Raw genomic sequence first — 23,009 nt, forward strand, 5'->3', positions numbered from 1 at the left:
TGGCGCTAGACATAGAAAAGCAGAAGGCATATGCTTAGCCCCGACAAGCTAATGTTCTGGCAGGCTAAAGTCCGCTCATTAGAATCTGACTCTTTATTGAACTCATGAGCAATAAAAAAAGAGGGTACGGTAACCCCCTCTTTTCTTCCTATTACTCAGAAATTGATATTAAATATGTAGCAATTGCTTCTGCTTCAACCTGCTGTAAATTGCTCATAGCTGGCATGGAAACTCCTTCATATTGCCCAAAAATAATTTGTACAATTTCTTCTTCAGTAAACTTACCTTCTAAAGCGTTAATTGCAGGATTACTAGCTAAACCTTGTAGATCTTGCCCATGACAACTTATACAGCTTCGTTGTACTAGCTCTTCACCAGCTGCAATTGGATCTTCAATTACAATTTCTTCTTCGGCTTCGCCTTCATCGGCTTGACTAGCTAATAGGCCTTGGAATGATAATACTAACATTAGAAGAATTCCTGCTATTGCAATTATTGCAAAAGGAAATAACGGTCTACCTTTCACTATCTTGTCCCCCTTTACACTATAATAATGACGTATACAAAACTAAGTGAATCCAAGTTGAATTCCCTCTACCATTTTACTTGAAAACAGTGAAAGAGAAAAGAGTTAACTGAAGAATTGCTTATTTTGTCATTGTTTTCTATTGTCTTTATTCATTTTATCAAATTCTTACTTAAATTAAACTCCACTGTAGAAGCAGATTTAATAGAATAGAAAAAATAAGGTGATCAGTAGAAAACCTACGCTCCCTCCAATCATAAAATACTTCATCTTAAATTTCAAACCGATAATAAGCCAAAGAATACAATTGGCAAAAATAACAATAGACATGGCTAAACGATTGTTAGGTAATATTTGTTCTACTCCCTCAACTACTACTACCAGTAAAATAATCGCAGCGATTAAAAAATAAAAATGTCCTAATTGAGATAACGTACTTACCGTTTTTTTCGCAAGAAAAGCCGTAATTAACACACAAATAATTCCAAAGACGATTTGCAATAAAAAAGGAAAATCAGTAAAATAAATGACAACAACCGTTAATAATAATAGGATTTGAACGATAAAGAAGTTTAACATAGACCGAATGCTTACATTAGTGCGTGCTTTATTTGGTATGATTGGATCTTCTTCTCCCTCACTATAAAGGGTAAGGAGATAATTACAATATTGCTCGGGAAGAAGTCGTGTTTGTTTCCAATATTTTATCTCTTTTATAATAATTTCTTTCCGCTCTTGGTTCATCCTTTCCCCTCCTGAAGCTCTAAATAACTATATTTATTATCGTACGGAAGAGCGAAAAATTGAAGTAAAAAAGCTGACTCAAAGAGTCAGCGTTGAATAATTAATCTAAGAAATCTTTTAGTCGCTTACTTCGACTTGGATGTCTCAATTTTCTTAAGGCTTTCGCTTCAATTTGACGAATTCTCTCACGTGTAACACCGAATACTTTACCAACTTCTTCAAGTGTACGTGTTCTACCGTCATCTAAGCCAAAGCGAAGTCTAAGAACATTTTCTTCCCGATCCGTTAATGTGTCCAGCACATCTTCAAGCTGCTCTTTTAATAACTCATATGCGGCTGCGTCTGAAGGAGCTAACGCATCTTGGTCTTCGATAAAATCACCTAAATGCGAGTCATCTTCTTCACCAATCGGTGTTTCTAATGAAACAGGTTCTTGAGCAATCTTAAGAATTTCTCGTACCTTTTCAGGTGTTAGATCCATTTCTTCTGATACTTCTTCTGGAGTAGGCTCACGACCTAAATCCTGCAGTAATTGACGCTGTACCCGAATTAATTTATTAATCGTCTCAACCATATGAACTGGAATTCGAATGGTACGAGCTTGGTCAGCAATCGCACGTGTGATCGCTTGGCGAATCCACCAAGTTGCATACGTACTAAATTTATATCCTTTGCGATAGTCGAACTTTTCAACAGCCTTAATTAATCCCATATTTCCTTCTTGGATTAAATCAAGGAACAACATTCCACGACCAACATACCGCTTAGCAATACTAACAACGAGACGTAGGTTGGCTTCCGCTAATCGCCGCTTTGCTTCTTCGTCACCGTCTTCAATTTTTTTTGCTAAATTGATCTCTTCTTCAGCAGAAAGAAGTGGAACTCGACCAATTTCTTTTAAATACATACGAACTGGATCATTAATCTTAATTCCAGGAGGTACACTTAAGTCGTTTAAATCAAATTCTTCTTCTTTCTCCATTTGTTGCATATTAGGTACATCATCATTATCATTTAATATTTCAATACCTTGTTCACCTAAGTATTCGAAAAACTCGTCAATTTGGTCTGAATCTTGGTCAAATACTGCAAGTTTTTCTGTAATTTCTGCGTAGGTTAGTACTCCTCTTTTTTTCCCTAACTCAACTAGTTGTTCCTTTACTTGATCGATGGTCAAATCTCCATCCGCGAGTGGGCGTAATGGTTTCTCAGCCATTCGATCCCCTCCTTCCATTGATACAACACGTCAACTTTCTTCAGATGAATCCTCATCTCTCTAGCAGGTGCTATCGTTTCAAGTCTTTTTTCATTCGGATGATATCCATAGCAATTTGAGCTGCCATTAATACATCTTTTTGTTTTTCAGCTTCTTTTTTCTCTTTTTCTTTTTGTTCTATTTCTACCCATTTTGGATAGGTTTCAATCTTATTAATGTAATCCGATAATTCTTGATCAGATAAATCATCACTAATCTCAAGCATCGCAATTTCAGCAGCTAGCCTTCTTAACTTCTCGTCATCAAGTCTTTCAATAAAAAGACTTGGATTAGGTTCAAATCCTTCACCATAATAAGCAAAGAGATGCGCAACAATTGCGTGATATTCATCTATGTTAAAAGCTCCACCAATTTTTTCTTGGATGGTAGCAGCTGTTTCTGCATTTTTCATCATATGTGCTAAAAGAATTCTTTCAGCATTGTGATAAGCGGGAAGTAACTTTTTCTGCTCAAACCCTCGATGTTTTTTTATTTCGACCAAGGATCGAACATTTTGTTGTTGCCCTCCCTTATTTCGTTTTTCTCGAAAAATTCGATGCTGTTCTTGCTTTAGTGCCTCCAATGATAAAGAAAATTCATTAGCGATTTGTCTCAAGTAATGATCTCTTTCAACTGCACGAGGAAGATCAGATATTTCATTAAGTACTTCTTCGATATACCTCATCCTTTCTCCTTCATCGAGGAGGTTTTTCCCTCGTTTTAAATATTGCATTTTGAAAGACATCAGTGTAAGACTACCATTGATAATTTCTCGCTTAAATTGCTCCCCACCATTAAGCCGAATGTAATCATCTGGGTCTTGCCCTCCTGGTAACAATGCTACTTTAACATAACACCCCACTTGAACGAGCATCGAAGCAGCTCTTGATGAAGCCTGTATCCCCGCTTCATCAGAGTCATAACATAAGATAACAGTTTCGGCATTCCTTCGAATAACTTTTGCCTGTTCCTCGGTAAGTGCTGTGCCTAAGGTTGCAATGCCGTTTGAAATTCCAGCTCCCCATGCGGATATCACATCAATATATCCTTCAAAAAGTACTGCTTGATTTAACTTTCTAATGTTCGGGCGAGCTAAATGGATCCCATAAAGCGTACGACTTTTATTAAAGAGAACCGTTTCTGGACTGTTTAAATATTTGGGCTTTCCATCATCAATAATCCGTCCACCAAAAGCGATTACATTTCCTTGTCCGTCCCAAATTGGAAACATCACACGATTACGGAAACGATCAAATAATTTACCGTCAAACTCACGGACCGATAATAATCCTGCTTTTTCAAGGGACTTTAGGTTGTATCCTCTCTTTTCTAACAGGTTTGTTAAACTATCCCAATGATTTGGGGCAAAGCCAATTTGAAAAGTTTCGAGCATTTCTTGTGTAAATCCTCTTTGCTCCACATAATTTAACCCTGTAGCCCCCATATCAGTTTTAAGGAGAATGTGATGGTAAAATTTCATTGCAAGTTCATGTGCGGCTTCTATAACAGACTGATCATTCGATTTTGCTTTATTGGAACTAATACTAGGAAGTTCAATATTTGACCGTTCCCCTAGCCTTACAACTGCCTCAACAAAACTAAGGCCTTCTAATTCCATAAGAAAAGAAAAAACATTACCGCCAGCTCCACAGCCGAAACAATGATAAAGTTGTTTATCTGGTGAAACTGAAAAAGAAGGTGTCTTTTCACCGTGAAATGGACAAAGACCAATGTAATTTCTTCCTTGTTTTTTTAACTGTACATATTCGTTAATCACTTCTACAATATCTGCCGACTTACGAACTTCCTCAACTTTTTCTTCTGGGATGCGGTTAACCATCTTTCATCACCAATCTTCTATCTGATTAGGATTACCATTCTGGTTACTATATTTTCGACCTTTTTCGGCAAATTCCTTCTTCTGTAGAAATATTTTTCTTAAATTGGTACAAAAATGTTTGCGATCCGTTGCTGTAAATGCTTTAGGCCCTTTTGTCTTATTTCCAGCCCTCCTTTGTTTTTGAGACCAATGCCTTAATTGAAGGATCGTGATCATTTCATCTTCTGTAAAAATTTTTCCTCGTGGTGATAATACAGACAACTTCCGTCCTACCAGAATGGAAGCAAGGGCATGATCTTGTGTAACGACAACATCATTTTCCTTCGCATTGTTCATAATAAACAAATCTGCAGCCTCTTTGTCTGGATCTACCAACACAACTTTAGCTTGTTCATACTGAGCTGATGAGAATATGAGGAAACAAAAATGACCTCTACATTAAATTCTGCTATTATTTCGTCCTTGACTGGACAAGAATCAGCATCAACATATACATATGATTTCGTTAACATGGTCTCTATTTCTACATCTCCTAACAAAATCCTTCTTAAAAGTGTTCTTCAGAAATGAAATATGTCGACAAATCCTCGTCAATAACTATCATTACCAAAAAACACAGAAAAAGTCTTGACTTTTTCAATTTATTTGTTCTTTTTTTGTTTTATGCTAAATCTAGATGTTTTTTTATCACAAATTTTCATTATAATAATTATTTGTTAATTTGACTACTATCATGCTTAAAAAATTTTCCTGTAAGAAAAGTGGAAGGCGCCAGCTTATCAGGGACAAGCGCTGGAAGGCTAGCAATAGATGTGCCGTTTTTTGATATCGGTTGATAGACCGAAGCCGCCGTTTAGTGCCGCATGGACTGGAGCTGCTTATTCCTTTCAGTTGCAAAATGCTGTTTTCGCAACAATTTGATTCACCTCAATTTGCCTTACAGTAAAGAGGAGAGCGAAGTCCATTAGACCTGAACTCTGCAGCTAGACAATCGAAAAGCGAAAGGCTTGTGGGTAGCCATGACTAGCAGTTGTTCTTGCTCGCGAAAGTCTGCTTTTTTGTTTTTTGGTTCTGTCAGAACATTTGACCTCAAGAGGTAAAATCCATGCGCTAGACAAAAGAATAGAGGCTGAATAGTCAGCCTCTACTTGCCTTGAAACATATTCGAAATAAGGTTTGCTGTTTCCTCTACAGCTTTGCTCGATACATCAATAACCGTACACCCAATTCGATTCATAATTTTTTCAGCATACTCAAGTTCTTGTTTTATTCTTTCTATATTTGCGTAGTTAGCTTCTGCTTTTAATCCTAAAGCTTTTAAACGTTCTGTTCTTATATCATTTAACTTCTCAGCATTAATAATAAGACCGATACATTTTTTTGGAGTCACCTTAAATAGTTCTTCAGGTGGCTCTACTTCAGGAACGAGCGGAACATTAGCTACTTTGAAACGCTTATGTGCTAAATACTGTGAAAGAGGCGTTTTCGAAGTGCGTGACACCCCAATCAATACGATGTCTGCCCGAACAATTCCTCTTGGATCTCTTCCATCGTCATACTTTACAGCAAATTCAATCGCTTCAACCTTTCGAAAATAGTCTTCATCTAGTCGATACACAAGCCCTGGTTCATACCGTGGTTGTTTTTGTGTAATTGTTGCGATTTTCTCCATCATAGGACCAATAATATCTACAACCTCGACACGTGCAGCTTGAGCTTGTTCAATTAAGTAGTCTTTTACCTCTGGAATAACTAACGTAAAAGCAATAATCGCTTGTGCTTGTTGCGCTAGACCAACTACTTCATCAATTGTACTTTTATCATCAACATAGGGAATTCTCCTGATTTCAACACCAGAACCACTATATTGACTTGCTGCAGCTCGTACAACTAATTCAGCAGTTTCACCTACTGAATCTGATACAACATAAACAATTGGGCGATGATTAAATACCTCCATCACTACCTCCTCATTAGCGCAAACCATTCATTAAATTATATTAATTCATCGTTCGCTAAGTCCACTAACACTTTCGTAATGTTCGTTTTTGTTAATCTACCGATCACTTCTAGCCCAGATCCTTTATCAAATTCACGGACAACAGGTAACGCATCAATTTGTTTATCAATTAATTTATTTGCTACGTCAATAATTAAATCATCTTTTTGACACATTGTTATATTAGGCATCCTCGTCATAATAATACTTACTGGCATCGTTTCGATTTTTTGACTTCCGATGCTCGCTCGTAACAAATCCTTTCGCGAAAGAACTCCAATTAAAGACGAACTTTGATCAATAACAAATAAAGTACCAACATCTTCTAGAAACATCGTAACGATTGCATCGTATACCGATGAAGATTCGCTGACAACAACAGGAATGGATTGATACTGTTGTACCGTGAGTTTCTTTACTTTTTCTGTTAATAATTGTGAACCTGTCTTACCCGTATAAAAATATCCTACCCTTGGTCTTGCATCTAAAAATCCTGCCATCGTTAATATAGCCAAATCTGGTCTTAACGTAGCTCTCGTTAAATTCAATCGATCTGCAATCTGTTCTCCAGTAATTGGCCCATTATTTTTCACTATATCTATAATCTGCTCTTGTCTAACTGTTAGTTCGATTGTACCTCACCGCCTTCACAACACAAAATGTGTTATGCTTTTATTCTATTATTATATACTAATACAATGAATTTTGGAATATGCGGTGCATTATTTTAAATAACTTGTATTTATAATTAGCTTAGTTACAAAGTAAGGTTGAATATTAAAGTGCTAATTGAACGATTTAAGCAAAAACAATCGCATTAAACTTAGCAAAACTTTGAATTGTATTGGCTAATAATTTCATTTGTGCTAAGCGATTTTGTTTTACTTTTTCATCTTCGGCCATAACCATAATATTATCAAAGTATAAATTTATAGATTTTTGCGTATTCGCTAATGCTTCATAAGCTGTTTTTACATCCCCATTTTCTAAAGCTTGCCTTACTTTTTGATCAGTTTCTACATAAACAGAGTATAGATCTCTTTCTTCTTCAAGTTCAAATAAACTCTCGGACAACTCCGTTAGCCCACTTGCCTTAGAAGAGATGTTTGTGACACGACTTAATGCTTCTACCGTTTCTTTAAATTGTGGTTGCTCAAGCTGTTCCATAAGTAATTGAGCTTTATTGACAATCGTATCTACTTTCCCAATCGAATCTGAAAGTACAGCATCGACGATATCATAACGAGTTCCTCGTTCCTGAAGTGTGTTCTTCACTCGTAGACTAAAGAACTCAATCAAGTCACTAGTAACTTCTTTACTGTCTCGCTTTAATAACTGCTTCTCATCTGCTACTTGTACTGCCAAATCAATGACTTCTTCAACCGATAGTTTAAGGTCTTTATCTAATATCATCTGAATAATACCTGCTGCTTGACGACGTAAAGCATACGGATCTTGAGAACCCGATGGAATTAGACCAATCCCAAAACAAGTCACAATTGTATCTAATTTATCTGCCATACTAACAATAGTCCCCGTTTTTGTTGAAGGACTTTGATCATTAGCAAAACGAGGCATGTAATGTTCTTTAATAGCCAATGCAACTTCTTTGTCTTCTCCAGCTTTTATAGCGTATTCCTCACCCATTCGCCCTTGCAACTCAGGGAATTCATAGACCATTTGAGTTACTAAATCAAATTTACACAGCTCAGCTGCTCGCTCAATTTTAGATGTCTCAGTCATAGCTAATGTTCCAGCTATCGCCTTAGAAATGGTTTGAATACGTCTTACTTTTTCACCTAAAGAACCTAATTCTTCATGATACACAATCGTCTCTAAGCGTTTTAGAGCATCTTCAATTTTTAATTTTTGATCTTCTCGATAGAAAAACTGTGCATCTGACAAACGAGCACGTAATACTTTTTCATTTCCTTTTACAACATTCTCTAAATGTTCATGATTACCATTTCTTACGGTAATAAAGTAAGGTAATAGCTTACCTTCTTCTGTTTGAACAGGAAAATAGCGTTGGTGTTCTCGCATAGATGTAATCAATACTTCTTCTGGAACTTCAAGGAAACTTTCATCAAAACTTCCATGAAGAGCTGTAGGATATTCGAGTAAATTATTTACTTCTTCAAGTAAATCCTCATCAATTGGGACGACCCAACCATTCTGTTCTTCAATCTGTTTGATTTGATTTCTAATCGCTTCTTTTCTCTCTGTAGGATTTACTATAACGTATTGAGCTAGTAGTGTGTGTACGTATTGCTTTGGCTCTTCTATCGTTGTTTCGTTCCCTAAGAAGCGATGCCCATAAGATAGTCGCCCCGTTTGTACATTCGTAATATTAAAAGGAATGACTTCATTTCCATACAACGCAACGAGCCATTGAATCGGACGAACATAACGTAAATCATATTCATTCCAGCGCATGTTCTTTGGAAAATGAAGATTTTTTATAATCTCTTCAAGCTGTGATAACACCGATTTCGTTTCTTGACCAACAATGTGCTTTTTAGCAAATACATACTCTTGACCATTAATTTTGTTGAAGAACAAACCATCTGCTGTTAAACCTTGTCCTCTTGCAAAACCTAAGGCAGCTTTTGTCCAATTCCCTTCTTCATCAACAGCTATTTTTTTAGCTGGACCTCTCGCTTCTTCCACCTTATCTTCTTGCTTTTCTGCCAATCCCATAATCACAATAGCTAGTCTGCGTGGAGTTGAATATGCTTCAATTGCATCATAAGAAACATGTCCATCATTTAACCACGCCTCTATTTTATCCTTTAACTGATTCATTGCATCTGTGACAAAACGAGCGGGCATTTCTTCTAAACCAATTTCAAGTAAAAAATCTTTCTTACTCATTTGATAATTCCTCCTTCACCTTCAGCATTGGGAAGCCTAGTCGTTCACGTTCTGCTAAATAAACTTTTGCACAATCTCTTGCTAAGTTACGAACTCGTCCAATATAACCTGTTCGTTCTGTAACAGAAATGGCTCCTCTAGCATCTAATTGGTTAAACACATGAGAACACTTCAACACATAATCATACGCTGGAAATACAAGGTTTTCATCTAATGCACGCCTTGCCTCTTGTTCATATGTACTAAATAATTGGAACATCATCGCACTATCTGATACTTCAAACGTATATTTTGAATGCTCATACTCAGGTTGTAAAAAGATATCTCCATATGTTACCCCATTGACCCACTCAAGGTCGAAAACATTTTCTTTATCTTGAATGTAAGAAGCTAATCGTTCAATTCCATAAGTAATTTCAACAGCTACTGGATGTGCATCAATTCCACCAACTTGTTGAAAGTATGTAAATTGGGTAATCTCCATGCCATCTAACCAAACTTCCCAACCTAATCCCCATGCACCGAGCGTAGGAGCTTCCCAGTTGTCCTCTACGAAACGAATGTCATGTTTTAAAGGATTAATCCCTAATTCTTTTAAGCTGTCTAAATAGAGCTCTTGGATATTATCAGGCGATGGCTTCATAATGACTTGAAATTGATGATGCTGATACAGACGATTGGGATTTTCCCCATACCTGCCATCAACTGGACGTCTTGAAGGCTCAACATAAGCTACGTTCCATGGTTCAGGACCAATACTTCTTAAGTAAGTCATTGGATTCATGGTCCCAGCACCTTTTTCAACATCGTATGCCTGCATAATAATGCAATTTTGTTTAGCCCAAAAGTTTTGTAACGTAAGAATCATATTTTGTACATTCATCTTTTTTCCTCCTTATCAAATTAACATTTATAAAAACTTGACTCCTTTGTTAACAACATAGGTAATTTACGGCATTTTTTAATGAAGCCTAAAATATGCGAGTAATCTCGAATGAACATCAAAAAAACTCTCGTCCCTATGCTATCCTTAATAGCATAGGGACGAGAGTTACCCGCGGTTCCACCCTATTTGCTTTTCTCATCAACGATGTGAAAAGCCACTTTCAATGAGAGATGCTCCAGAATGCCTTTCTTTATCGTCTATATCCCTAGCTCACACCATCCTAGGTTCGCTTTCTATAGAGAGGATAAATACTTCCTTTCCTTCTTTGCACCGTATGTTTTCAATAAAAGTTCAAAAAGTTCTCATGCAACATCATTTCATTCCTTGTAAAGTCACTAACCTCAGTTTTTTCACAAGATGACCTGTGTTACTAGTCCTTTTTTAACTAGTTAAAACATATACTTTAAAAGCATGATACTCAAAAAGCTAACCGCTGTCAACTTTCATTTGGATTTAGCCAATTCATTTTCTCTAATTGATCTAAAAAAGATCTTGATTTTAGCCTTAATCCAGAATACTCATCGTAATACGATGTCAAAACGTGTTTCAATTCTTGCTTTGTTTCTTTTTTCACAGAAATATTTCCTAAACGCTTTAAGTCAAAATGGTAAAAGAGCCGGAGCAATTTAATGGTAGCTGGGGAAACTTTCAACCGATACGGATCTTTATGCGAACAACGATGACACAAAAAACCACCTTCACCGATTGAAAAAGAAAATTCTCCGTCTACGCTATCACAACTAGAACATCCATTTAACTGCGGTCCAATACCAGATACAAAAAGCATCTTTACTTCATAAAGACGGACTAGTATCTCTGGGTCTACTTCTTCATCAATATAATGGAGCGTTTGTACTAATAATTCAAATAAATATGGATTACGTTCAAGGTCATTGGTAAGTTTATCTGTTAATTCAACTATGTAAGAAGCATAAGAGGCTCGAAGTAAATCATTTCGAACCTCTCGATAAGATTGAATAATCTCTCCTTGTTGAAGAGTACCTAGACCAGAGCCTTTTTGAATAAGAAAAGTGCCATAAATAAATAATTGAGAAATAGCAGCTAATCGACTCTTAGGTTTTTTTGCTCCTCTCGCCATGACACCGACCTTACCCATTTCTCTCGTCAGTAAAGTAACAATTTTATTAGCTTCACCGTAATCCGATGTACGAATAACAATACCTTCTACTTTTTGAAACATTCTAGTCACCACACAAGGAAGTCGTGAAGTGCAAGCAAGATCAGTGAGCGTCTAAGTTCGTGTACTCCTCTTCATTATCTTGAGCTGATACGTCACCATGCTCCTTTTCCAGTTCCTTGATTAATAAATAGGTATCAACACTTCCTGTCATCGAAAATACTTTCCAGGAGAAATCAAGCACTTGGAATTCCACCTTTCGTTTAGGAATGTTAGACCGCTCTATACTCTATAGCTTGACCTTGTTTTGCAAATTCATGTTATGGAATAATTGTCAATTTAGACAAACCGTAATATGCTACATGCATTTACTTCATACATCTATCTTAGAGATTTTTTTATAAAAAAACAATGGCTACAAGTTGAGCCATTGTTAAAACTATATTAATAAGTTATTACAGACTATTACAAAATTAATATTCATCTTCATTAAATCCGAAATCTCGCAATTGATGACCTTTATTTCTCCAATCTTTTTGCACTTTAACCCATAGTTCAAGGAACACTTTTGAGCCTAGTAAAGCCTCAATATCTGTACGAGCACGTTTGCCTATTTCTTTTAGCATACTACCTTGCTTGCCGATAATAATCCCTTTTTGTGATGAACGTTCGACAATAATAGTAGCCCCAACGTAAACAGTCTCACTACCTTCACGCTGCTTCATTTGTTCTATAACCACAGCTAAAGAATGAGGTATTTCCTCACGAGTTAAATGTAACGCTTTCTCGCGAATGAGTTCTGCAACAATAAATCGTTCAGGGTGGTCGGTTACTTGATCTGCAGGATAGTATTGTGGACCTTCTGGTAAATGTTTAGTAATTTGCTCTAATAAAGTTGTTACGTTGTTTCCTTCTAATGCGGAAACAGGCACGATCTCTTCAAACGTATGACGGTCTTTATATCCATTAATGATATTAAACAACTTGTCTGGATGGACTTTATCTATTTTATTCACAACAAGAAATACAGGGGTTTTCGACTCTTTTAAACGATCCAAAATAAATTGTTCGCCTGAACCAAATCCTTCTCCTGCATCAATAACAAACATAATTAAGTCAACTTCTCTTAATGTATTGTTTGCAATTTTCATCATAAAATCACCAAGCTTATGCTTAGGTCTATGTATCCCTGGTGTATCTAAAAAAACAATTTGCGCATCGTTATTCGTATAAACACCTTGAATTTTATTTCTTGTCGTTTGTGGTTTATCACTCATAATCGCTATTTTTTGACCGACGATGTAATTTAACAATGTTGATTTTCCAACATTCGGTCTCCCGATAATGGCGACAAAACCTGATTTATAACCTTCTCTATTATTCATTCATATCCCCCGCAGTAAAAGCTCCTGGCAAAAGTTCGCCAACAGTTATTTCTTGAACATCACCTTTTAAGTTTGTTAAATAGACTGGCATTTCCGCACGACAGAATTCAGTAAGGACTTGCCTGCATGCACCACATGGAGGCACTGGTCGGTCCGTATCCGCAACTACAGCGATTGCAGTAAAATCATGGATACCTTCTGATACAGCCTTAAATATGGCCGTTCTTTCTGCGCAATTCGTAAGCCCATATGAAGCATTCTCAATATTGCACCCTTTGTAGACGCTTCCTTCTTTCGAAAGTAAAGCCGCCCCGACAGGAAACTTAGAATATGGAACATATGCTTTTTCTCTTGCAGACTTTGCTTCGTCCATAAGCTTAATTTTTTCCAATGTTACTCTTCCTTTCTTTTTTCACGAATATACACTTTCATATTACTGTCATCATAAACTGCATCTTTAATGAGAAGTTCATCCATTTGATCTGGAGGAACGACGACTCCACCAGAAATAATAAATTTCAACCCTTGCTCAACTGTCATATTAAGAACGATCACATCTTCCCTAGGAACGAGTACTAACCATCCTGAAGTTGGGTTAGGTGTAGTTGGTAAAAAAACATTAATACATTCTTTTGAAGTCAACCGCTGAACTTCCCCTTTGGATTCTCCAGTTTGAAATCCAATCGTGTAAAGACCTTTCCGTGGATATTCTAATAGTACAACATTTTTAAAAGACGATCTTTCTTGTGCAAATGCATGGATGACTTGTTCGACTGATGTATAAATAGAATTCGCAATTGGGACCCTTCTAAACCCTCGATCAATTGCATTTAGTATACCACTCCCTTTTCCTGTAAGTCGCATCGAACCGATCCAAGTAATTAGAATGATCGTTAAAATAAATCCAATTCCAAAGATCCTTTCAGAAAATGGAGTATAGACTCCAAGAAAGTAAATACTACCGTCATGAGTCGTAATAACGTTTAGCCCTTTTAATATGCCAGTTATAAACGAACCAAGAAACGCATCAATTAAGGTAAATAAAAATTGAATCACATAAATTGTGGCAATTGCTGGCAACAGAAAAATAAGACCAGCGATAATATTTTTTTGAAGCCTTTTCCACATGTCTCCTAGTTAACTCCTCTCCTACACATCAGCCTAAAACCATATTTATTCGTTCAATGATCGGTGGTAAAAAAATAGATAATCCGATTAGGACAGATATGATACTAAAGATAAAAACAGCGGCGGCTGCAATATCTTTTGCTACCTTAGCCTTTGGGTGGAAGTCTTCTGTAATCATATCGACGGTCCGTTCAATCGCCGTGTTCATTACTTCTAACGAAAGTACCATTCCAATGACTAACAATAAAATAATCTTATGAATTAATGGAACTTCTAATAGAAAAGCTAATACAATTACGATGAAACTCACGATCAAATGAATTCTCATGTTTTGTTCAAAGCGAATGACATATTTTAAGCCAGTCCATGCGTATACAAAAGAACGAAGCAGTCGCTTAAATCCCCATAGGTTTTTATCTTTTAAGTCCATAAGCGTTCAAAATTTCCTCTTGTCTAGAAAACATTATTTTCTCTTTTTCTTCAGTTAAATGATCATAACCTAACAAATGAAGAAATCCATGGACAAGCAGGAAGCCAAGTTCTCTCTCAAAAGAATGTTCGTATGATTGGGCTTGTTCAAGCGTACGTGGGATAGATATGATAATATCACCTAATACATTAGGTCCTTCAGGATCAATAATTTGAACCTCCTCTTCCCCAGCTTCATTTAATGCAAAAGAAATGACGTCCGTAGGTGTATCTTTCCCTCGGTATTCGCGGTTTATATCTTGAATTCGCTTATCGTCTACAAACGTGACTGAAATTTCGGTAGGGCCTGTTAACCCTTCCATTTTCGCTGCTTTGCTAATAATGGATTTTGCCAATTCGATTTGTTCTTCGGTGAGTTTAGTCGTTTCATCTAAAATATCAATTTCAAAGTTCATGCCTTCGCTCCCTTTTCTTTCGGATCATCTGGGTATTCAATACGAGAATGAAACGTTCCTTGTAACGTCTCATACATCGATACTGCGACTTTATCTAGTTCTTTTAACGTGAGATCACACTCATTAAACTGACCATCCTCCAGACGATCATTTACTATTTTTCGTATCATAGTAGATATTTTATCCGGTGTAGGCTTATTTAGCGACCTTACAGCCGCTTCAATGCAATCTGCGATTCCAACGATGGCAGCTTCTTTCGTTCGAGCTTTAGGACCAGGGTACCTAAATTGTTCTTCAGGAATCGTTTGATCGGTTTCTTGGTTTGCTTTATGGTAGAAATATTTTAATAACGTTGTACCATGATGCTGTTCTGCAATATCAATAATCTCTTTAGGCATTTTATATTCCTTCAACATATCTGCACCGTCATACGGATGAGATATAATAATCGTCTTACTAAGCTGTGGAGAAATTTTATCATGTGGATTATCAATTTTCATTTGATTTTCTATAAAGAAATGCGGTCGTTTCGTTTTCCCGATATCATGATAATAAGACCCTACTCTCGCTAATAATCCATTAGCACCTATCGATTCACAAGCTGCTTCCGCTAAGTTCCCAACCACCACACTATGATGATAAGTTCCTGGAGCTTCTAATAAGATCTTTCGTAACAACGGATGGTTTGGGTTTGATAGCTCAATAAGCTTAGTCGTCGATAAAATTCCAAAGCCAGCTTCAAAGAATGGAACGAGACCTAATGTTAACACAGCAGCAATAAACCCTGATACAAAAGCAAACCCTAAATGCATTCCAATCTCAATCCAACCTTGTTGGAAACTTTTTAACAATAATATGGATAAGATCGTGACCATATTAATAAAAGATACAAATAATCCTGCTTTTAAAATTCGAGTCATACTTGTCGAACGACCTAAGAAATACACTCCTGCAAAACAACTGAATAAAATATAAACACCAAACGTAAAATTAAAAGTCCCAACTGTTTCATTGTTAAAAATAATACTTGCAATAATTGCAAAGAATATGCTTGAAAACAATGCAATTCGTTGATGGATTAAAATCGTTAACAACATCGCACCAACTGCCACAGGTACAATTAAACCAATTGCTGGAATGTCTAACCTCTCAATTAAACTCGTAATTTTCATAATGGTAACCGTAATAAAGAAAATTAGAACAAACATGAGCAAATGACTGTTATTTGTCTTTACACTCGTTTGAGCTTCATTAAGATAATAAGAAAGCATCCCAATTATTAGCAGAACGAGAATGGCTAACCCTAAGTAAGGGTAAATATTAAACGCATCATCTAATAAACCCACCATCCGTATTTGTTCATAAATTTCATGGTTGATCAATTCCCCTTGTTTTACTAACAATTGCCCTTCACGTATAATTACAGGTTCAACCGATTCAACAGCTTCTTGTTGAAGACGTTCTGTTGCTTTATCGTCATAAATGTAATTGGGAATAATAGCAAATTGTGCAGTTTCAATCATTGCGTCATGTAAACGGTTGGAAACGGTAGAAATCGCGATCTTACCTTTTACCGATTGTTTCGCCGCCTCCAAATCATTGATAGCAATTCTCTCACTCATGACAGCATGTACTGCATTCGTCGTCGTTTCTCTAGCTACTTGTAATTGACCACTTGAAGACAATAATAATGTTCGAACCGTTTCATCTGACAGATCGTTCGTCGTCCCCGAAGAAAGAACTTCTTGAACATAATTAAGACGATCTTCTAAACTTAATGTTTCGCTTTCTTCTCCTGGTTGAACCTCTAATTCAGCTTTTGTCATCTCTTCATTTACTAAGTGAATAAGGTCAAAGGTATCGTTCACTCTTTCAACTTGCATTTGAGCATATTCTTTTTTGAGTACATAGACAGGCTGAACCGCCTCTAAAACTTCTTTTCTTTTTTGGTCTGTTGCTATTTTATTTTCCACAGTAATCGGCGAACGAATGTCTTGGTCTGCAACCTGAGACATTCGAACTTCAATTTTTTCAGGAATAATATTGTCAAGCATAGCAATAAACAAAAACAAACCTAATATTACAAATAGAACACCACGCAAATAGCGATGGTCCTTCACTCTTTTCCACCATGTCATTTGATCGATCGGGGAACGTTTACTCAAGATAGTTCACCTCTTATTTTCATACCTTTACTACTCTCCTGTTTGTCCAACAAAATTATATCTTAAACGGAATAAGGATAAAGAGGGCGACCATAAGTGATTGTGCTCTCTCGCATCCATGATATACGGCGCCTGTAAATGTACTCAGGCAGCTGTATATTCATCGCGAGGTGCCTAGCACTCTGCTAATGGGTCACCCTCAAAATCAAATGTCAGTGTCAATTATCTTTATCCCTTTTCTCTGATTGATCATATGCATCCAATATTCGTTGAACAAGCGTATGGCGAACAACATCAGATTGCTGTAAATAAATAAAGTCTACTCCGTGAACATTGCCTAATACATCGATTCCTACTTTTAAACCAGATCTCTTCCCTTTTGGAAGATCAATTTGGGTTAAATCACCGTTTACTACCATTTTTGAACCAAAACCTAATCGAGTTAAAAACATCTTCATTTGTTCTTGTGTCGTATTTTGTGCCTCATCTAAAATAACAAATGAATCGTCTAAAGTTCTCCCTCTCATATACGCTAATGGTGCAACTTCAATCGTCCCTCTTTCCATTAGCCTAAGTGTCTGTTCGACACCTAATATGTCATGAAGAGCATCATAAAGTGGCCGTAAATAAGGGTCCACCTTTTCCTTTAGATCACCTGGTAAAAAACCTAAGCTTTCTCCTGCTTCTACAGCTGGACGCGTCAGGACAATTTTTTTTACTTGTCCGTCTTTTAATGCAGTTACAGCCATGACAACAGCTAAATAGGTTTTTCCTGTTCCAGCAGGACCTATACCAAAAACAAGATCCCGTCTTCGAATGGCTGAAACATAATGTTTTTGACCTAAGGTTTTAATCAATACTGGTTTCCCTTTTGCATTGACGGTAAGCTTTTCCTGATATAAATGGAGAAGTTCTTCAAGCATTCCTTTTTCGGCTAACTGAATAGCATAAACAACATCTCGCTCAGATAATGTTGTTCCTTGTCTTAATAATTTCAACATCGTTTCTAATACGTCTTTAACGGTTTGAACGGATTCGTCTTCTCCTTTGACTGAAAGATCCTCGCCTCGAGTGGTAATTTGAACACCCAGCTTTTCTTCAATCCGTTTTAAATGAGCGTCATTTGGACCATATAATCGTTGAACTTCATTTTGATCTTTAATTTCTAATGGAATTACTTTAATTTGTGACAATAGCCTCAATCTCCTTGAATGATCGGTTGCTCCGTCGTAATATCTTCTATAACTTGGTAATGAAGCTTTAATTTAACTTTACCATTCTCGACGTCTTGGTGCAAAACTTTTTCACCTTTAATAACAGCATCCACTGGTAATCGCTCTTGCAATTCTTCTTTCGCCATCTTTTTAGCTACTTTCACAGCTTCTTCAACAGTGTACTCTCTTTCTACTTCATTTTTCTCTAACCATTGCTTTTTCTTATATTGCACAGGTATCGTCCAATTTAAAAGTCGTAGTGAATGTTTTCTTTCAAATATCTCTACTTTTTCAAAAGAGTGTTGTTTCCAACCCCAAATAGGAAGATCCAAGTCAAAAATACTTAGATAATGGTAAGTTCTCCCTTCCCCTGTTAACGTTTCAAAATGGTTGACAAGTGGTATCGTCACTTCGGACTTGTACCAAATTTCTCCAAGAACACTTCCTTGTGCGGGTACTATTTGAGTATTTCCTTCCTTTCCTATAAAACCAGATACAAGTAAGTCTCCTTTTTCAACAAAGTCATTTCGACGCACAAGGACTTGACCCTGTTCAATAAACATATCATAGACAATCGCTTTTTTCTTTGCTACTAAATGCCTCGGATTTAGTCTTTCTTGCTTTTCAGGTAGTGTTTGCTCCACAACATTAAACTGAAAGGTTGTACCATTCAATTTAACACCAATCCATGTGGCATCCTCAATTTGATCTGTTATTTTTTTCTGTATATACTCTACACTAGGAAGCATAAAAATAAAGGTTCCTCGTTCGATTCCCATTTCCTGAACAGCCAGTCTAAGTTCATGTTCGACCTTAGGCGATGCTCCCTCAATTGAAATGTTCCAGACCATATTTGACAGAACAAGGAGTACGAGAAAAAAGGAAATGATACCCGCTGTAAATCCACCACGTTTCCACATTTTCTTATAAAAGAAAGGCAAACCACGCCTTTCTGTAAAGGTGACCTTACAGCTTGTCATCCGTAAAAGAGGCCTAAGACGTTTGACGTCTTCTAAGGCAATATAACAAACGATACGTTCTGCTCCAACCCTTTTAATACTCCAAATCTGAATATTATACTCAATACATCGATTTAAAAAACGCTCTCCATATGGGCCATCTATTCTCATCCTGGCATAACCATAAAGGAAGTTTATCCATACATTTTTCATTGCCATCCTCCTACTAACTATGTTCTATTCATTGATAAATATTACTTTATCGATTTTTCCTTCTAATAGGAGTTCTTCAGGTAGTATCGTCTTGATGACAAATTGTTCTCCTTTGATTAAGAGCTGGCCTTGAGATAATAATAAACGGAGCTCTTCGTTCGAAAATTGAAGGACACCGCGATGATTTTCAATATAAATATGAATTTGACCGATCATTGTAATGCGAGGTAAATCCATCAACACATCAGCTGGAAGCTCCATTTGGTCTGTAAGAAATTTCTTCACTTGTTGTCGCCACTTTTTCATCAGAGAACCTCCTCTCCTCTCATTTTTATGACAGGAAGAGATTGACTATCACTAGAAAATTAGAAAAACACAATTTGTTGCTAAGAATAGGTGGAAATTAGAACGGTTATACCCTAATCCGTAATCGTTTAAAGTAAAACAATTATTAATGGAACGATTATAAAAGCTACCTATAGATAACAAGAAGGTTAGTACTCAGCTATTCAAAGATACTGTATTCAGACAAACTTTAACTTTAATCGGGGCGTACTCTAAACGAGAGTTGGAACCAAATAAGGCTAGAACTAACCTTATTTGGTTCCTCGATCCCTGATACAATAAAAAAAGGGCATTGGAATTTAACTTCCAATACCCTTTAACTTCTCGGTTTACATTTAATATTTATAACTGACCTTAACGATTTTTATAAACCGAATTATCTTTTGTTTGAATAAGAACGCATTGCTTTTGGTTTAGCTAATATTTCAGACCAGATAATTCCTTTCATTGCCTCTTTTTGAGAAATGTTAGAGAAATTAAGATCTAGTTTGGTTGATTTTTTGCCTATTTCTTTTTTGAAAATAGGTGAATCGGTAATAGCAGCGTCCGTAATTGATTTTGATTCTGTTTGCCTTAACTTCTTACGCTTTTCCTCTAATTGATCACGAACTCTTTCCATCTCTGTACGTCGGTCACTAACTGCAGTACCTACTTCTCGATGGATTGGTTCAAATGAAGGTTCAATTTCTCTTGTTACAGTCGGTTGAGGAGTTTCTCTTTCCACAGGAGCTTGTTCTTGACGGAAGATTTCTTTCCAATCAATTTCTTGTTCTCTTTTTGGCTTTTGCCCTTGCTCTGCTTCTTTCTTATTTTCTGCTTGCCTGCTAAAGAAATTCCACAAAGCACCTAATATTAGTAAAACGAAAAATATATTCCCGAATAAAAAATCAAAGATTTGCAATTGTAACTCCTCCTTTGAGAGGATTATTTACCGTGCTTTGGGTTATTATCTTCATCATTTGTTGCTTTTCCAATAGAATCTCTCATGTCTGTATCAGCCATAATGTTTTGATAGTTAACATAGTCCATAACACCCATATGACCACTGCGAAGCGCTTCAGAAAGTGCCATCGGTACTTCGGCTTCGGCTTCCACAACTTTCGCTCTCATTTCTTCAACTTTCGCCTTCATCTCTTGTTCTTTTGCTACAGCCATTGCACGACGTTCTTCAGCTTTCGCTTGTGCAATTTTCTTATCTGCTTCCGCCTGATCTGTTTGAAGTTCTGCCCCGATGTTTTTACCGATATCTATATCTGCAATATCAATCGAAAGAATTTCAAACGCGGTTCCTGCATCTAAACCTTTAGATAAAACAGTTTGCGAAATCATATCTGGATTTTCAAGTACTTTTTTATGATTCGTTGCTGAACCGATCGTTGATACAATCCCTTCACCAACACGGGCAATAACTGTATCTTCACCAGCACCCCCGACTAGACGATCGATGTTCGCACGAACTGTAATACGCGCTTTCGCTTTTACTTCAATTCCGTCCATTGCTACACCCGCAATAAATGGAGTTTCAATAACTTTAGGGTTAACACTCATTTGAACCGCTTCTAGTACGTCACGACCAGCTAAATCGATCGCAGCTGCCCTTTCAAAACTTAAATCAATATTAGCACGTTGTGCAGCGATTAAAGCGTTTACGACACGGTCAACATTACCACCTGCTAAATAGTGACCTTCTAGCTTACTTGTGTTTAAATCAATACCTGCTTTAACCGCTTTAATTAACGGGTTTACAACACGCGCTGGAATTACTCGACGGAGCCTCATTCCAACTAATTCAAAAATACCAATTCTTACTCCAGCAGCTAGTGCTGAAATCCATAGCATGACTGGAACAAATGTAAATAGAACTGCTAATGCTACAATGATTAGACCTAAAATAATGAGAAAGAAAATATCTCCTGTAGGCATTCTTTATTCCTCCCTTTGTAACTTTTCTTTGATTTCTCTTACTACGATACGCGACCCTGAGGTATAAACTACCTCAACGTTCTTACCTTGTTCAATATACCCTCCCTCAGAAATAACGTCAAGACGGTCACTTCCGAATAACACCATTCCTGACGGTCGAAGAGGTGTAATAGACTTTCCAATTTGCCCTACTAGTTCTTTTCTAGTGACGTTTGTAATATAACCTTCTTCGGTCGTAGTGGCACCTGTAAAAACAATTTTCTTCATTGGACCACGATAACCAAAATACTTAAAGATTAATATAGAAACGATTGTTGTTATAACAACAGCAATTAGTAAAGAAACTAGAATGTTTACGGTGGAGTAGGAAGCTAAAATCATACTGCCTATAATTGATCCTATCCCTAGTATACCAAAGATACCGAAACCAGGGACAAAGATTTCAATTAAGATCAAGATAACACCCGCTGCAAAAAGAATGACTGATTCCCATCCTGCAAATCCTGCAAATAAATGTCCAAAGAAGAAAAGAAGTAATGCAGAAAGTCCCATTATACCTGGCACACCAAACCCTGGTGAATACAGTTCAAGTACTAGCCCTAAGCTTCCTATTGATAGGAGAATAGGAATGACAACAGGGTGTGTGACAAAACGAGCAACTTGTTCTGCAAAGCTTACTTCCATATCTTTTTCAAAAGCATTTTCGATTTGTAAAAACTCTAGTAACTCTCCACGATTACTCGCTAATGCATCGGCATATCCTACATCAAGTGCATCACCAGAAGTTAAGGTAAGAAATCGACCCTCTTCTGCATTGTACTCAGGTAAATCAACAGAATTATCAGCCATTGCCCTTGCATAGAGTGGATCACGACCATTTAACTTTGCTGATTCTTCCATTTCAGCAATCCAATACGATTGCATCTTTTCTTCAGCAGCGTTACCAGCCGAGTCAATGACACCAGCAGAACCCATAAGTGCTCCAGGTGCCATCACGATCTGATCCGCATTTAGTGCAATATACGCACCAGCAGATATCGCATCTTTCGTCACATATGCAGTTATAGGGATGTCCGTTTCTCTTAGCAACCGTGCTATATTACCTGCGGCGTCAACTGCACCACCTGGAGTATCAATTTCCAAAACAATATGTTCAGCACCTTCCTCAAGTGCAGCTCCAATGGAACGTTTCATAAACGCCTCTAGTCCACGTTCGACTGTCTGTTCAACAGGAATGTAGTAAACTAATGGTTGTGAAGTTGGATTTTGACTATGTACGAATAATTGTAATGGGATAAGACAGAAAGCAGTAACCATTAAAAGTAAATAAAACCGAATCCGCAACTTACTTCTCAAGCTCATGCCTCCTTTCTAAAAGTTGGTCTCTTTGTACATATACGTTATTAGTATAACAAGGTTTCACTTTTTTAACGAATAATTAAACAATATTTATGGCAAAAGATGACCTGGC

General features: G+C 36.9%; 23 protein-coding genes. All 23 read right to left on the reverse strand.

Going from position 1 to position 23,009, the window contains the following annotated elements; all coding sequences use genetic code 11:
* Positions 1 to 151: 151 nt before the first annotated feature.
* The 23 genes from BK574_RS12605 to BK574_RS12715 all read right to left on the reverse strand — a co-directional run bounded on the left by BK574_RS12605 (position 152) and on the right by BK574_RS12715 (position 22,894).
* Positions 152 to 526 carry a c-type cytochrome gene (locus tag BK574_RS12605; protein WP_075386877.1) on the reverse strand — a complete coding sequence of 125 codons (375 nt, stop codon included), beginning with the start codon at positions 524 to 526 and terminating at the stop codon, positions 152 to 154.
* A gap of 201 nt (positions 527 to 727) precedes the next feature.
* Positions 728 to 1,270: a hypothetical protein gene (locus BK574_RS12610; protein WP_075386876.1), complete on the reverse strand. Its 543-nt coding sequence runs from the start codon at positions 1,268 to 1,270 to the stop codon at positions 728 to 730.
* A 100-nt stretch (positions 1,271 to 1,370) separates the two neighbouring features.
* Positions 1,371 to 2,486 carry an RNA polymerase sigma factor RpoD gene (rpoD, locus tag BK574_RS12615; RefSeq protein WP_075386875.1) on the reverse strand — a complete coding sequence of 372 codons (1,116 nt, stop codon included), beginning with the start codon at positions 2,484 to 2,486 and terminating at the stop codon, positions 1,371 to 1,373.
* A gap of 70 nt (positions 2,487 to 2,556) precedes the next feature.
* Complete coding sequence (gene dnaG, locus BK574_RS12620; protein ID WP_075386874.1) at positions 2,557 to 4,365, reverse strand: DNA primase; 1,809 nt, start codon at positions 4,363 to 4,365, stop codon at positions 2,557 to 2,559.
* 6 nt (positions 4,366 to 4,371) lie between these two features.
* The gene (locus tag BK574_RS12625; protein WP_420796938.1) at positions 4,372 to 4,740 is read right to left on the reverse strand and encodes a DUF188 domain-containing protein; all 369 of its coding nucleotides are present in this window, start codon (positions 4,738 to 4,740) and stop codon (positions 4,372 to 4,374) included.
* Between the two features lie 769 nt (positions 4,741 to 5,509).
* Entirely contained in the window at positions 5,510 to 6,325 is an 816-nt protein-coding gene (locus tag BK574_RS12630) for a pyruvate, water dikinase regulatory protein (RefSeq protein ID WP_078428842.1), read from the reverse strand.
* Positions 6,326 to 6,360: 35 nt separating this feature from the next.
* On the reverse strand, positions 6,361 to 6,996 hold the full coding sequence (gene ccpN / locus BK574_RS12635) for a transcriptional regulator CcpN (protein WP_078428843.1): 636 nt from the start codon (positions 6,994 to 6,996) through the stop codon (positions 6,361 to 6,363).
* Positions 6,997 to 7,162: 166 nt separating this feature from the next.
* Complete coding sequence (gene glyS, locus BK574_RS12640) at positions 7,163 to 9,238, reverse strand: glycine--tRNA ligase subunit beta (RefSeq protein ID WP_078428844.1); 2,076 nt, start codon at positions 9,236 to 9,238, stop codon at positions 7,163 to 7,165.
* Positions 9,231 to 10,121: a glycine--tRNA ligase subunit alpha gene (glyQ, locus tag BK574_RS12645; RefSeq protein ID WP_075386869.1), complete on the reverse strand. Its 891-nt coding sequence runs from the start codon at positions 10,119 to 10,121 to the stop codon at positions 9,231 to 9,233. Before glyQ ends, glyS begins: the two co-directional genes overlap by 8 nt.
* Before the next feature lie 499 nt (positions 10,122 to 10,620).
* Positions 10,621 to 11,385 (reverse strand): DNA repair protein RecO, encoded by a 765-nt coding sequence (gene recO / locus BK574_RS12650; protein ID WP_075386868.1) that lies wholly within the window; start codon positions 11,383 to 11,385, stop codon positions 10,621 to 10,623.
* A gap of 40 nt (positions 11,386 to 11,425) precedes the next feature.
* Positions 11,426 to 11,566, reverse strand: a complete 141-nt coding sequence (locus tag BK574_RS12655) for a YqzL family protein (RefSeq protein ID WP_075386867.1) — start codon at positions 11,564 to 11,566, stop codon at positions 11,426 to 11,428.
* Between the two features lie 229 nt (positions 11,567 to 11,795).
* A complete protein-coding gene (gene era / locus BK574_RS12660) occupies positions 11,796 to 12,707 on the reverse strand; it encodes a GTPase Era (protein ID WP_075386866.1) in 912 nt (303 codons plus the stop codon).
* Complete coding sequence (locus tag BK574_RS12665) at positions 12,700 to 13,098, reverse strand: cytidine deaminase (protein ID WP_139313850.1); 399 nt, start codon at positions 13,096 to 13,098, stop codon at positions 12,700 to 12,702. The genes era and BK574_RS12665 overlap by 8 nt, the downstream gene beginning before the upstream one ends.
* A 2-nt stretch (positions 13,099 to 13,100) precedes the next feature.
* A complete protein-coding gene (locus BK574_RS12670; RefSeq protein WP_075386865.1) occupies positions 13,101 to 13,835 on the reverse strand; it encodes a DUF502 domain-containing protein in 735 nt (244 codons plus the stop codon).
* Between the two features lie 28 nt (positions 13,836 to 13,863).
* Positions 13,864 to 14,265, reverse strand: a complete 402-nt coding sequence (locus tag BK574_RS12675; protein ID WP_075386864.1) for a diacylglycerol kinase — start codon at positions 14,263 to 14,265, stop codon at positions 13,864 to 13,866.
* A complete protein-coding gene (ybeY, locus tag BK574_RS12680; RefSeq protein WP_075386863.1) occupies positions 14,249 to 14,719 on the reverse strand; it encodes an rRNA maturation RNase YbeY in 471 nt (156 codons plus the stop codon). Before ybeY ends, BK574_RS12675 begins: the two co-directional genes overlap by 17 nt.
* Positions 14,716 to 16,884 (reverse strand): HD family phosphohydrolase, encoded by a 2,169-nt coding sequence (locus BK574_RS12685; protein ID WP_180320589.1) that lies wholly within the window; start codon positions 16,882 to 16,884, stop codon positions 14,716 to 14,718. Before BK574_RS12685 ends, ybeY begins: the two co-directional genes overlap by 4 nt.
* Before the next feature lie 218 nt (positions 16,885 to 17,102).
* Positions 17,103 to 18,077: a PhoH family protein gene (locus BK574_RS12690; RefSeq protein ID WP_075386862.1), complete on the reverse strand. Its 975-nt coding sequence runs from the start codon at positions 18,075 to 18,077 to the stop codon at positions 17,103 to 17,105.
* A 5-nt stretch (positions 18,078 to 18,082) separates the two neighbouring features.
* Entirely contained in the window at positions 18,083 to 19,270 is a 1,188-nt protein-coding gene (yqfD, locus tag BK574_RS12695; RefSeq protein WP_078428845.1) for a sporulation protein YqfD, read from the reverse strand.
* Positions 19,271 to 19,294: 24 nt separating this feature from the next.
* Positions 19,295 to 19,579 carry a sporulation protein YqfC gene (gene yqfC, locus BK574_RS12700; protein WP_078428846.1) on the reverse strand — a complete coding sequence of 95 codons (285 nt, stop codon included), beginning with the start codon at positions 19,577 to 19,579 and terminating at the stop codon, positions 19,295 to 19,297.
* 412 nt (positions 19,580 to 19,991) lie between these two features.
* Positions 19,992 to 20,516 (reverse strand): hypothetical protein, encoded by a 525-nt coding sequence (locus BK574_RS12705; RefSeq protein ID WP_078428847.1) that lies wholly within the window; start codon positions 20,514 to 20,516, stop codon positions 19,992 to 19,994.
* A gap of 23 nt (positions 20,517 to 20,539) precedes the next feature.
* Positions 20,540 to 21,538 (reverse strand): flotillin-like protein FloA, encoded by a 999-nt coding sequence (gene floA, locus BK574_RS12710; protein ID WP_075386858.1) that lies wholly within the window; start codon positions 21,536 to 21,538, stop codon positions 20,540 to 20,542.
* Positions 21,539 to 21,541: 3 nt separating this feature from the next.
* Positions 21,542 to 22,894: an NfeD family protein gene (locus BK574_RS12715; protein WP_238458014.1), complete on the reverse strand. Its 1,353-nt coding sequence runs from the start codon at positions 22,892 to 22,894 to the stop codon at positions 21,542 to 21,544.
* Positions 22,895 to 23,009 lie beyond the last annotated feature (115 nt).

Origin of the sequence: Alkalihalobacterium alkalinitrilicum (assembly GCF_002019605.1) — a bacterium.
GTDB classification, from domain to species: Bacteria; Bacillota; Bacilli; order Bacillales; family Bacillaceae_F; genus Alkalihalobacterium; species Alkalihalobacterium alkalinitrilicum.